Source organism: Thermodesulfitimonas sp. (assembly GCF_052743955.1).
This window is the reverse complement of sequence record NZ_JBRAIN010000057.1, coordinates 1-12,529: the sequence shown is the minus strand read 5'-3', so window position 1 is coordinate 12,529 and position 12,529 is coordinate 1. Positions and strand designations below refer to the sequence as shown.

General features: G+C 57.3%; 10 protein-coding genes, 1 rRNA gene and 1 pseudogene. 4 read left to right on the top strand and 8 right to left on the bottom strand.

Annotated elements, in window-relative coordinates:
* From ACUVTA_RS06210 to tyrS, 4 genes are all read right to left on the bottom strand, one after another.
* Positions 1-283: ribosomal RNA gene (locus ACUVTA_RS06210) — 16S ribosomal RNA — on the bottom strand; the annotation flags it as partial.
* 375 nt (positions 284-658) lie between these two features.
* Positions 659-961: a sporulation protein YunB gene (yunB, locus tag ACUVTA_RS06205; RefSeq protein WP_445952100.1), complete on the bottom strand. Its 303-nt coding sequence runs from the start codon at positions 959-961 to the stop codon at positions 659-661.
* 19 nt (positions 962-980) lie between these two features.
* Complete coding sequence (locus ACUVTA_RS06200; RefSeq protein WP_445952099.1) at positions 981-1,310, bottom strand: hypothetical protein; 330 nt, start codon at positions 1,308-1,310, stop codon at positions 981-983.
* A gap of 90 nt (positions 1,311-1,400) precedes the next feature.
* Positions 1,401-2,621 carry a tyrosine--tRNA ligase gene (gene tyrS / locus ACUVTA_RS06195; protein ID WP_445952098.1) on the bottom strand — a complete coding sequence of 407 codons (1,221 nt, stop codon included), beginning with the start codon at positions 2,619-2,621 and terminating at the stop codon, positions 1,401-1,403.
* A gap of 152 nt (positions 2,622-2,773) precedes the next feature.
* On the opposite strand from tyrS, the gene ACUVTA_RS06190 reads away from it, so the two are divergent.
* Genes ACUVTA_RS06190 through ACUVTA_RS06175 form a run of 4 tightly spaced genes read left to right on the top strand, consistent with a single transcriptional unit; the run spans position 2,774 to position 7,588 of the window.
* On the top strand, positions 2,774-5,038 hold the full coding sequence (locus tag ACUVTA_RS06190; RefSeq protein ID WP_445952097.1) for a transglycosylase domain-containing protein: 2,265 nt from the start codon (positions 2,774-2,776) through the stop codon (positions 5,036-5,038).
* Between the two features lie 23 nt (positions 5,039-5,061).
* The gene (locus ACUVTA_RS06185; protein ID WP_445952096.1) at positions 5,062-5,385 is read left to right on the top strand and encodes a DAK2 domain-containing protein; all 324 of its coding nucleotides are present in this window, start codon (positions 5,062-5,064) and stop codon (positions 5,383-5,385) included.
* Positions 5,375-6,670 carry a DAK2 domain-containing protein gene (locus ACUVTA_RS06180; protein ID WP_445952101.1) on the top strand — a complete coding sequence of 432 codons (1,296 nt, stop codon included), beginning with the start codon at positions 5,375-5,377 and terminating at the stop codon, positions 6,668-6,670. The genes ACUVTA_RS06185 and ACUVTA_RS06180 overlap by 11 nt, the downstream gene beginning before the upstream one ends.
* Before the next feature lie 57 nt (positions 6,671-6,727).
* A complete protein-coding gene (locus tag ACUVTA_RS06175; protein WP_445952095.1) occupies positions 6,728-7,588 on the top strand; it encodes a DegV family protein in 861 nt (286 codons plus the stop codon).
* 4 nt (positions 7,589-7,592) lie between these two features.
* Here ACUVTA_RS06175 and ACUVTA_RS06170 read toward each other — a convergent pair whose 3' ends face one another.
* From ACUVTA_RS06170 to ACUVTA_RS06155, 4 genes and pseudogenes are all read right to left on the bottom strand, one after another.
* Positions 7,593-8,648, bottom strand: a complete 1,056-nt coding sequence (locus ACUVTA_RS06170; protein WP_445952094.1) for a phosphotransacetylase family protein — start codon at positions 8,646-8,648, stop codon at positions 7,593-7,595.
* A 9-nt stretch (positions 8,649-8,657) separates the two neighbouring features.
* A complete protein-coding gene (gene acs / locus ACUVTA_RS06165; protein ID WP_445952093.1) occupies positions 8,658-10,760 on the bottom strand; it encodes an acetate--CoA ligase alpha subunit in 2,103 nt (700 codons plus the stop codon).
* Between the two features lie 149 nt (positions 10,761-10,909).
* Positions 10,910-11,536: a cell wall hydrolase gene (locus tag ACUVTA_RS06160; RefSeq protein ID WP_445952092.1), complete on the bottom strand. Its 627-nt coding sequence runs from the start codon at positions 11,534-11,536 to the stop codon at positions 10,910-10,912.
* Positions 11,537-11,600: 64 nt separating this feature from the next.
* A pseudogene (locus ACUVTA_RS06155) lies at positions 11,601-12,529 on the bottom strand (hypothetical protein); the annotation flags it as partial.

Sequence of the window (12,529 nt, the reverse complement as noted above, 5' to 3'; positions counted from 1 at the left end):
TCGCCTTGGTGGGCCGTTACCCCGCCAACAAGCTAATGGGACGCGGACCCATCCGGGAGCGGTAACCCCTTTCCTTCCGCCAGGATGCCCCAACAGAAGTGTATCCGGTATTAGCCCCAGTTTCCCAGGGTTATCCCGGTCTCCCGGGCAGGTTATCCACGCGTTACTCACCCGTCCGCCGCTAAGGTATAAGGTAGCAAGCTACCTTATACCCCCGCTCGACTTGCATGTGTTAGGCACGCCGCCAGCGTTCGTCCTGAGCCAGGATCAAACCCTCCATTAAATCCTCTACCTAGAAGTAACACCCCGAGATTCCTACCTCGGATATGCTACCCCAAGCTTCTCCTTCCGCTTTAAGACCTAATGAGGGCTTAACCCTTCTTCCTTGCTTTCCCTCAAAGGACGCGGTATCCTTACGCTCTACCACTGTTCAGTTTTCAAAGACCATTTTGGTGCAGGCAAGATCGAATTCTACACTTTCCGCGCCCCACCGTCAAGCCTGAAATTTATCCCTCTTTGTTTCCAGACCCCTCAAGGGGCGCAGATAAAAATATAGCACAGCCCCCGCGAACGTGTCAACGCCTTTTAAAACAAAAATTTTGGCGAAACCTGTGGCCCCGACAAACCCTTTTCCTCCTAGGTCCCCAGCAACCTCGCCTTATTTGGACGAAAGCCACTCTGTTAATCCCGGAACGCTAACATAGGTACTCGGTACGGTTCCCACAATTACGTTCTCAACCAGTGGAATCTCCGTATTGACCCGCACATCTTTTTTCTGTAGTGGAATCACAATCCGGACGCTCGTATCAAGATGGAGAAAGAAACGGTGCCGCGTCTGGTTGATCCCCGCCGCCTCGAACTTTTCGAGCATCTCAACTTTGACGGCACCCACCGGAACGATACGTACCTTGATGCGCGGCCCATAGTTCGCCAGAATTTGACTTCCTAGTACCTGTCCCAAAGGGATACCAAATTCCTCTTTAGGTAATGTAGCTAGGGTTTTTCTCAACCGTCACCGCCACATCGGAAGCCATCTCGGTAATTTTGACCGCATTCGCCTGGATTAAGACAACTCGCCCTGCCTGGTCCTTATGAATCGCGATTAGGTCTTCGTAACGGATCCCACGGCTAAGGAGTTCAGTTCGTACAGCGTTGTTAACTGCCGCTACCGACATTTGCGTAGCTTTAGCCTCGGCAATAGCCATAATGGTGGGGAAAAGATTATGTTCCACAAAGACAAAGAGCCCACCGCATAAGCCAATAAAGAGAAAGAACCATACGAGGGGACGTACCCGCCGGCGCCTAAACAATTTTCTCCCCTACAAATTTATTTGGCTTCTACCATAAATATTTATGAAGCCATTAGGGGGCTGCGCCAATAAAGACTATCGGTGAAACTTTTAGACTTTCAGGCGGATAAATTTGCGGCGGCCGATGCTCAAAACCATCCCGGCCTCAGGTATAATGCGCGCCGCAGGGTCGCCAACCCGTTCTTCGTTGACCCGCACCCCCCCCTGCGCGATAAGACGCCGGGCTTCGCTGGTGCTTGGGACAAGACCGGCCGCCACCAAAAGCCGCGGCAGGGAAACCCGGCCGTTTTCGAGCATCTCTTTGGGGACCGCAAACTCCGGCATTTCCGCCGGCAACTCCCGCTCTCGAAAAACCCGAATGAACCCCGCCTCCGCTTTGGCTGCAGCTTCCGGCGAGTGAAACTGGCTTACCACTTCCCGGGCTAACCGCATCTTTGCGTCTCGCGGGTGAAGAGTGCCGTTTTCCAAACCAGCTGCGATTGCCCTTACTTCTGCAAGCGGCACGGGAGTAACCAGTTCCAAGTAACGCACGATCAGTGTATCGGGCAGGGACATCAGTTTACCGTACATCTCCCCGGGCGGCTCCGTTATCCCCACGTAATTACCCACGCTTTTAGACATCTTCTGCACACCGTCGAGCCCTTCGAGCAGCGGCATCGTAATGGCCACCTGGGGTTCCTGGCCGTAAGCTACCTGTAATGTTCGCCCCATCAGGAGGTTGAACTTCTGGTCTGTGCCGCCGAGTTCCACGTCCGCCGCAAGGGCAACCGAATCATAACCCTGCATCAGCGGGTAGAAAAATTCGTGAATCGAGATCGGCAGCCCAGCCTTAAAGCGCTTACTGAAGTCTTCGCGTTCTAACATCCGGGCCACTGTATAGTTCGCAGCCAGCTTGATTACTTCCGCAAAGGTGAGCGGTGCCAGCCAGGAGCTATTAAAAACGACCTCGGTCTTATCCGGATCGAGAATCTTGAAAATCTGCTCTTCGTAAGTGCGGGCGTTAGCCCGTACTTCCTCTTCGCTCAGCTGCTTGCGGGTTTCTATTTTCCCGGTCGGATCACCGATCCGGGCTGTAAAATCCCCGAGGATAATAATGGCCCGGTGCCCAAGTTCCTGGAAGTGGCGCATTTTCTGAAGAACAACCGTGTGCCCGAGATGAATATCGGGGGCGGTGGGGTCAAGGCCGAGTTTCACCTTGAGCGGTTGGCCGGTCGCAATAGCACGTTTTAGTTTCTTCTCGAGTTCCTCTTCCAGGATAATCTCGACTGTTCCCCGGCGGATGAGCTCCATCTGCTCAGCAAGAGTCTTCACGTCTCCATCCTGCCTTCTGAAAAGTTTTAAACATTATAGCAACGCGCCCAAATAGCTGACAAGGCAGCAGCGCGCAGGGAAAACTTAAGCGCAGCCAAGAAGAAGAATGTGTTATAATTTAGCCGTATAATTCGCAAGGGCGAGGCGGTTTGGTGGTTTCTCGGAACCGGAAGCAGAAACGGCTTAATCCATGGCGGCTCGCGCTGCTGATCCTACTGCTCTCTTTTTTTGCCCTGGCGTTGAGCGCGTGTGGCATGGTGGTTTACAGCTTAAAGGATATCCCGGCCTTTGACCCCAACCAGTTAGAAGGCTCTTTCGCCACCCTTCTTTACGACAAAAACAGCCACATTATCACCGAGATAGGCCTCCAGAACCGTATTCCCGTAAAACTCAGCGCCATCCCGCTCGAAGTTCAGAACACCTTTCTTGCCGCGGAAGACGTCCGGTTCTACGAACATATCGGCGTCGACCCGCGGGCAATCGCCCGTGCCCTCTACCACAACCTCCGGGGCCGCGGCATCCAGGAAGGCGGCAGCACCATCACCCAGCAACTCGCAAAGAATTGTTTTTTGACGCCGGAACAGACGCTAAAACGTAAAATCCAGGAAGCAATCTTAGCCTTGGAAATCGAACGTCACTACCGGAAACAGGAGATCCTCGAGCTTTACCTGAACCACATCTACTTCGGTGAAGGGGCTTACGGTATCCAGGCGGCGGCAAAGACCTACTTCGACAAAGATGTGAGCGAGTTGACTTTGCCTGAAGGCGCCCTCTTGGCCGGGCTCCCGAAAGCCCCTTCCCTTTATTCACCCATCCGGAACCCCGAGGCAGCCCTCAACCGGCGGAACGTAATTCTCGATAATATGGTCCGTTACGGATTTATCACGGCAGCGGAGGCCCAGGCCGCAAAAGCTGAACCCTTGAACCTAAAACCCGGCAAGGCTACAGGCAAAAAATACCCGCACCCCTATTTTGTCGATTACGTTACGGACGAATTAGTGGAAAAGTACGGTGTCAACCAAGTTTTCCAGGGCGGCCTTAAAGTTTATACCACCCTCGACCCGCGCATCCAGGAGATAGCCGAGCAGGCACTCGCAGACCCGAAAAACTTCCCGCCCTCATACCGCGATGCAGCAGGGCAGCTTGAACCGCAGGGAGCAGTAGTGGTAATTGACCCCTATACCGGCCAGATCAGGGCGCTGGTCGGCGGGCGAGAGTACACCCACCAGCGGGGCCTCAACCGCGCCACGGACATCCACCGGCAACCGGGATCCGCTTTCAAGCCCCTCATCGCCTACGCACCGGCTATAGAGTACCTCGGTTACGGCCCGGCAACAGTCGTAGACGATGTGCCGGTTCAGTTTGGCGGCTACCAGCCCAAGAACTACGACGGCCAGTACCGGGGTTTTATCACCTTGCGCACTGCCCTCGCCTATTCGATAAACATCCCGGCGGTCAAATTGCTCCACAGCGTCGGCCTGCAAAAGGCGATCAATTTCGCGTCCCGGTTCGGGTTCGAATTTTCGCCGGGCAATGAGGGCTTGAGCCTTGCCCTGGGTGGACTTCATAAAGGGGTTACCCCCCTACAGATGGCGCAGGCCTACGCCGCTTTTGCCAACCAGGGGGTTTATATTACGCCCACAGCCATAACGAGAGTCGAGGCGCGAAACGGCGTCGTTCTCGACGAGTTTAAGCCTAAGATGGTCCGCGTGATGAAGCCGACCACTGCCTACCTGGTGACCGATATGCTCCGCTCTGCAGTGGAATACGGTACGGGCACGCGAGCGCGCCTTGGTTCCCGCCCTGTCGCGGGGAAAACCGGCACGACAGACGATAGCAAGGACATCTGGTTTTGCGGCTACACCCCGGAACTCGTAGCCGTTGTCTGGATCGGCCACGATATCCCACGGGAAATGCCCCGGGAGTATGGCGGGCGCTATCCCGCAATGATCTGGCACCAGATCATGAGTAAAGCGCTTCAGGGAACACCGCTCCACAACTTTGCCCGCCCCTCAGGGATCGTGGTGGCAACAGTAGATAAAAAATCGGGGCTTTTGCCGGGACCACTTACGCCTCCGAACGAACAGGTTACCGATCTCTTTGCTGCCGGCACCGTGCCCACAAAAGTTGACGATACCAGGGTACTGGTGGAAATTTGCGCTGCCTCCGGCCTCTTGGCGACCGAAAACTGCCCTGAACGGATAACCAAAGTCCTGATTAAGTGCCCGTACAGCGTCCCCCCGTTCGTCAAGGACTACGCCGAAAGAGTGCCAACGGAGCGCTGCAACCTCCATGGCAGCACAGCTTCGCAAGATACAACCGGCCAGCCGGTATACGGGGAGGAACCGGGAATACCCGTTCCTCCGGGAAACCCCGACGCGAACACCTTCCCGCCGCTTGGCCAGGTAAACCAGTAAAGGATGTGGAAGGGAGAGCCCTTTTGAGAGCTGATAAAATCGATGGCACCATCCTGGCCCGGCTCTTGAAGCAAGCTCTTGCCTGGCTCCAGGAGAATCGCGAAGAGATAAATGCGCTCAACATTTTTCCCGTCCCCGACGGTGATACCGGCACCAACATGTGCGCTACCCTTGAAGCCGCTGTTGCCGCAATCGGCGACCCGGCACCGCACTCCATCGACCTGGTAGCCGCAGCCGCCGCCCGGGGCGCATTGATAGGGGGCCGGGGCAACTCCGGGGTGATCCTCTCCCAGATTATTCACGGTTTCGCCGCCGCGCTCAAGGGAAAGAAGACGGCTGGGGCTTGAGGAAATTGCTGCCGCTATCGCTGCAGGCGCAGAGCACGCCTACCGGGCGGTAGGCAACCCGGTCGAGGGAACAATCCTCACGGTGGTGCGGGAAACCGCAGCCGGGGCGCAGATTTCAGCCCACCGCACCCGCAACCTTTTGCGCCTCCTCGCGTTCATCCTCAGAACCGCAAACCGGAGCCTGGCCCAGACACCCGAATTTCTCCCCTCCCTTAAGGAAGCCGGCGTGGTTGATGCCGGGGGGCGCGGCTTTACCGCTATCCTCGAAGGGGCCTTGCGTGCCACCACGGGAAAAAGTAATTCCCGCAAGCAGACCGGCCCGGCAGCTGACCGGGTGGACGGCGCGGCGGCACCACCGGGCCTCTTCCCCTCCGGTGAGGAAGAAAGCATTAATTACACCTACTGCACCGAATTTTTGGTCAAGGGGCCAGGGCTCAGTAGCAGCGCCCTCCAGGAAGCTTTGCGGCCTCACGGCGACTGCCTCCTGGTTGCAGGCGAAGGCGACCTCCTGCGCGTTCACATCCATACCGACCATCCGGGAATCATCCTCGAAGCGGGCCTAAAATACGGGTCCCTGCACAACATTCGCATCAGCAACATGCGCGACCAGCACCGGGAGAAAATAGAGCCGCAGGCCGGTGTGGCCGTGGTGGCCGTGGCGGCAGGAGGCGGGTTTACAGCGCTCTTCACTAACCTGGGGGCAGCCGTTGTTCCCGGCAGGCAGACAATGAACCCGAGTACAGGGGAAATCGCTGCCGCGGTAGAAAATTTAGGGGCCCGGACCGTTATTATTCTCCCGAATAACCCCAACATTCTCCTGGCCGCGCGGCAGGTACAAAATCTCACCCGCAAGGAAGTGCTCGTGGTGCCCACAACCACGATGCCGCAGGGGCTCGTCGCCCTGCTCGCTTTCAAACCCGAAACCGGTGGGGCCGAAAATGCCGGCAAAATAACCGCTGCCGCCGAAAGAGTCGTTACGGCGGAAATTACCTACGCCTTTAAAGAGGCGCGGATGGAAGGAAAACTTTTTAAGAAGGGCGAATTCATTGCTCTTAGCAACGACGAACTGCTCGCTGCCGGAAGCGATCTTGGCGAAGTTGCGTTTGCGGCTATCCAGAAAATTGCTGCCGGAAAGGAAATCGTCACCCTTTATTACGGGCAGGAAGTGGAGGCCGCGCTGGCCGAATCCCTCGCCGCGCGCCAATCTGCGCTTTTCCCAGAAACGGAAATCGAAGTGCAGTTCGGAGGCCAGCCTTACTACCACTTCCTGATCGCTGCCGAGTAGCAAGTTGCTCCAGTAGAAACCCGTTTGTGGCAGAGGTTTATTCGGGAGGGAAGACTCTTGCGGGAAGTAGCTGTCGTTACCGACAGTACCGCCGACCTGCCGCCAGCGCTAGCGCAGGAAATGGGCATCACCATCGTTCCCCTAAAGGTGATCTTTGGGCGGGAAGTCTACCGGGACGGGGTAGATATTAACCGCGCTACCTTTTACCAGCGCCTGCGTGCCGGTGAAGTGGCTACCACTTCGCAGCCCTCGCCGGGAGAATTCGAAGCCGCCTACCGGCATCTGCTCACAAGGGCGAAAAGCATCGTCTCGATTCACATTTCCCGCAAGCTAAGCAGCACTGTGAACGCCGCCGAAACCGCCCGTTCACTGTCGTCCGAAGCCGACATCACCGTTATTGACTCCCGGCTGGTAGCCGGTGCCCTTGGGCTTGTAGTCCGCGCCGCCGCTAAGGCCGCCCAGGAAGGGAAGACCCGTCCCGAGGTCCTCTCGCTCATCGATCAGCTGATAACGGCTATCAAGGTCTACTTTTCCATAGAGTCCCTTGAATATCTCCACCGGGGCGGGCGGATCGGCGGAGCTCAGGCCCTACTTGGGACCATCCTGAAGATAAACCCGATCCTGACTCTCGCAGACGGCGTCATCCAGCCCTTTGAAAAGGTCCGGGGACAGAAGACGGCCTTGCGACGCCTGGCCGAAATCGCTGTTGCGGCAGCCGGAGACCGGCCCCTTTTCTGTCAGGTCCTAACAGGCGACAACCTCGAAGCAGCAACAACGCTCGCCGGCCTCCTCTCCGGGCTCCCGCCGGGAAGCACGGTAAAAACTAACACCATCGGTGCGGTAGTGGCCGCCCACACCGGTCCCGGCGTCTACGGCCTGGTATTCTGCCCCCAAAGGGCACTCGAACCGACGCTTTGAGAACCTACCCGCGGATCAGACCCGTTAGTTTCGCCACGTCACAATACCGGGTAACGCTTTCTCGGGCCAGGGCGATGGCCCGCGCATCACCCGGACGCACCACCCGGCTCACCTCCGCCAGCCGTTCGACCGTCGTGTAGGTATCGTAATGGACCAGAATTACCGGCACCCCTTTTTCCGCCGCCCGGGCCACAACCTTAACGTCCGGATAAAGCCCTCCCGTAAGGATTAAAACCGAGGTATCGGTTTCGAGCGCAGCCAGCGCAATATCGGCCCGGTCACCCCCCGTTACCACCGCCTTATTCGCCGAACGTCGGAAGTAACCGAGCGCGCTTTCGATCGTCATTGCGCCGACCAGCACATCCTCAACAATATTATCCAGCTTATCCTCGCCGGTGAGGATATCCCCGCCAAGGATTTCGTAAAACTCAGCCACCGTCGGCGCGCTCAGCTCTACCCGGCTCGGAATTATCCCGAGCGTCTCGATACCGCGGGTCGCAAGTACTTCCCGGTAAATACCTTCCGTCTTCGCCAGCAGCACCCGGGGCACGTTGTTGAAGATAACGCCGGCAAAAAGCACCTGCGCTTCCCGGGCGCAACGCGCGATGAACGCCGCGTCGTCAAGGCTCCGGTCATTAGCAGGCCGCAGGACATAGAGAAGCACCGCGCCAAACTCCCGCGCTAGGCTCACCGCATCGAGGCCAAAAGCCGCCATAGCCCAGGGCTGTGCCGTGCCGTCGATCAAAACCGCATCGGTTCCCGCACTGGCCTTTGCGTACGCCTCCCTAACCAGCTGCCGGCAGCGCTCAGCATCCTTGTAGGTGGAGATATAGTACGCCCCAAAGGCGAGCGGCACAAGTTCCCGCACTTCTAAGTTTAGCTTAAGCGTCTCCCGCATCAACAGCCCGTCCCGGTCTTCTACCCCGACGGCACCGGGGGGGCTTCCTATAGGTTTAAAGTAGCCCAGCCGCATCCCCTGCTCCTGAAGCTCAAGGGCCAGTCCTAGAGCAATTGCTGTTTTACCGCTCCCCGTCCTGCCGATAAGATAGAGGTTCGCCATGCTCTCACCTCACCCAATTATAATCTTGACGTCCAACGCCACCGCCCCTTGTTCGTAAGCGAAAACCGGGTTGATATCCATCTCTACGATCTCCGGAAAGTCGCTCACTAAGCGCCCCACGCGACTAATGACGTTAACGAGCGCCCCAATGTCGCGCGGTTTCTCGCCCCGGTAACCGCGCAGGAGCGAGTAGGCCTTTGTTTCCTTGATCATTTCCTCGACCTGCTGCTCACCCATACCCCAAACGAGGCGGAAGGCCACATCTTTCAAAAGGTTGACATAAATACCACCGAGGCCAAAAGCAACCAGGGGGCCAAACTGGATATCCCGCGTAACACCCACGATCAGCTCGGTTCCCTTGGGATACATCTTTTGGACCTCAACGCCATAAACCAGCGCTCGCGGTAAATGTTCGTAGACCCGCTCCATTATCTCCCAGAAAGCCTCCCTGATTTGCTCCGGCGTCTGAAGTCCAACGCGCACACCGCCGATGTCGGTCTTGTGGATGATATCCGGCGAAGCCACCTTCAGCACCACCGGGTAGCCAAGCTCCGCCGCGTAGGTCACCGCCTCGGCCGCCCGCCGCGCCAGCTTTACCGGTGCCACCGGGATGCCGTAAGCCGCCGCAACCTCCATCGCCTCGCTGCCGAGCAGCGTCCGGCGCCGGTCCTCCCAAACACGGTTAAATACCCGGCGGACAACCTCCGGGGTCACGTCCGGGTAAACAGGTAACTCCCCTTTTGCCGGGCGCTCCTTGATGCGGCCGTAGTTAACTAGCCCCCCGAGAGCCCGTACCGCTAACTCCGGAAAGGTGAAGCAGGGGATACCCCTTTCAGTGAGGAGCTCCGCCCCCGGCACTAGGCTTTCACCACCCATATAGACTGCCAGAACCGGCTTTTGGGGGTATTTTTCTTTCACCGCCAGGATCGCCTCAGCCGTCTCCACCGGCTCCGCTACCGCCGTGGGGCAGAGCAGAACCACCGCGCTGTCCACATTCTCATCGCTCAGCACCTTCTCCATAGCAAAGCGAAAACGTTCCGTCCGTGCGTCACCGAGCACATCCACCGGGTTGAAAACGTTCGCCTCCGCAGGTAATTCCCCCCGCAACGTCTCTATCGTCTCCCTGTTGAAGCGAGCCATATCCAGTCCGCCCGCCTCTATGCTATCCGTCGCCACGATGCCCGGCCCCCCCGCATTGGTGACCACCGCCACCCGGCGGCCGCGCGGCACCGGCTGACGGGTGAAAACAACCGCCAGATCGAAAAGCTCGCTCATCGTGCGGACCCGAATGATGCCGGTCTGTTTGAAAGCCGTCTCGTATGCCAGGTCCGAGCCCGCCAGGGCGCCAGTATGGGACGAAGCGGCCTGCGCGCCGGCCTGGCTCGTCCCCGACTTTAAGACGATAACCGGCTTGTACCTGGTCGCCTCATCCGCCACTCGCAAGAAATGTTCGCCGTCCTTCACATCTTCGATGTAGCAAAGGATGACTTTTGTATTCGGGTCGCTGACTGCGTCCGCGATAAAGTCAGCCTCGTTCAGGTCCGCCTTATTCCCCATGCTCACAAAACGCGAAAAGCCGAGGCCCGTCTTCACGCTCCAATCAAGAATGGCAACCAGCATCGCCCCACTCTGGGAAATAAAGGCGATCTCTCCCCGCAAGGGAAAGCCCGCCGCAAAGGAGGCGTTAAGCGGCGTGTGTGTATCTATGATCCCCACGCAGTTTGGCCCCAAGAGAAGCATATTATGGGCGCGGCAAATCTCAACCAGTTCCTTTTCCCGGGCCAACCCCTCCTTCCCCACCTCCTTGAAGCCCGCCGAAATCACGACGAGGCCCTTGACCCCCGCTTTACCACAATCCCGGGTCACGTCGAGGGCCCGTTCTGCCGGAACCACCACCACTGCCAGATCAACCGCCTTACCGATGGCGGAAACCGCCGGGTAAGCTTTAAGCCCCTCTATCTCTGTTTCTTTAGGGTTAACGGGAAAAACAACGCCTTTGTAACCGCTCCCAAGAATGTTTCGGAGAATAACGTTCCCCAGCTTTTCCCGGCTTTTCGAAGCCCCGACAACAGCAATACTTTGGGGGCGGAAGATGGCATCAAGTGCACGCAAAACCCTTCACCTCACCCCGGGAATAACTCCGGAAGTAGCTTTCCCAACTCAAACTAACTTTAGCTTTCGGTAAAAAATGGCGGAATCCTCCGCGTTAAAAACAATTTTCCCGTTAAATTAAAAAAAACCGCCGAAAGGCGGTTTTTAGTTCAGATGTTAGTGATTGTACTAGTAGCAAAAACGTGATTGCCGATGGAAGCAGTAACCGGTAGGGTGCGGATCCAACGGTCTTGTGCCGTTTGCGGGTTATAGAAGAAGAGCGCGCTGTTCGTCGGGTCTACGCCCCGAACCGCAAGCTCCGCCGCTCTGTAAGCCTCCTCGTCCGGCTCCAGATTAATTGAGCCGTCAGCCACCGGGGTAAACTCGTAAATGCCGTTGGTGCACTGAAAGATTACCCCCCGTACGGTCTTCGGGAAAGCTGGGTGGCGCAGACGATTCATAATGACCGCACCAACAGCCACCTTACCCGTAAAGCTCTCTCCCCGCGCCTCCGCGTTGATCACCCGCGCCATAAGTTGCAGGTCCTCCTTGCTTACCGGCAACTGCGAGCCGGACGCGATTTTGAGGACCTGACCGGGGAAGATAAGCGGGCTATCTAAATCGTTCGCTTCCATAAGCCCTTCTACCGTCACGCCGTAAGCACGGCTAATACCCCAGAGGGTATCCCCGGGAACCACCGCATAAGAGAGTTCCCCAGCTGCAACCCGCGTCGTGCCCCCCGGCCACCAAAAGGCCACCACAAAAACAAGCAAAAACAGCGCTATTCGCGGTTTCATCCTCTCCTCCTTTCCCGGACTATTATTTTAACCCGCGAGCAGTTCTTTTTATGCAAGCCATTACCTAGCGAAAAACAAACTTAGCTTGCTCACCAGACGCACCAGAGGGTGCTTGAAGCAGCGTTCTAACTGCCGGTAATCTTCCCGCAGGCAATTGAGTTCCTGCTGCAACAGCCGGTAAATCCCTTTCAAGTTCCCGCCCCGCGCTCAGAACTCGCTGCAGTTCACTTGACAGCCGGGCGTTCTCAGCGGTCAGGCGCCGCTCGTTTTCCCCGTACCGCGCCGTAGTCTGTTGTAGTTTTTGTTTCAAGTCGATAAGCTCCCGTTGCAAGTTCGCTACTTGAGTGCCGTACTGATCGCGAACCTCTGCAAGCCGCGTCCTGCTCTCGCGTTCTTTCTCCTTTTCATGATTAAGCTCTGCCTTTAGGCTGGCGATAGTCTCGTTAAGCCCGGCGATAACCTCGTTTAGACGCATAATTTCCTTTTCGCCCTCCCGGGCCCTACTAACCCAGAGCCGGCATTGGTGAAGAATGCTCTGGGCCTTATCCTCCAACCTTTTTATCTGGTCGCGGTAATAAACAAGCTCCCGCTTCCTAAGCATAAGCAGCAGTTCTTTTTCGGAAAGCTGAGCACTTAAATCTTCATATTGCTCCCGGTAGCGCGCCTGCTGGGCAAGTGCCGCCGCCGCCTGCTGGTAGGCGGCGCTTACCTCGCTAAGCTGCGCCCGCAGCTCCCGCAACCGCTTCTGCCACGCCTCACGCTCCGCAAGGTGGCGCTTCTTCTGTCCCCGGAGCAGGTCAAGAAAGCGTTTCATCACCATATCGTAGGCCGCCTGTGTCGCACTGCTGTAGGACCAGTTATCGCCCTGCTGGAGGAAAAACGGGAAACGCCGCAGCACCCCTTCCACCGCTTGTGGCGTAGCCGGGCGCCAGAAGTTTACCGCCTCAACGATCTGGTTAAGCGAAAGACCCGCCGGGTGGGCCCGCAAAACTT

What these genes read in the sequence shown, in the direction of transcription:
- ACUVTA_RS06170 (WP_445952094.1), bottom strand. Translation starts at nt 8,648, where the DNA reads ATGGCGAACCTCTATCTTATCGGCAGGACGGGGAGCGGTAAAACAGCA.
- ACUVTA_RS06160 (WP_445952092.1), bottom strand. Translation starts at nt 11,536, where the DNA reads ATGAAACCGCGAATAGCGCTGTTTTTGCTTGTTTTTGTGGTGGCCTTT.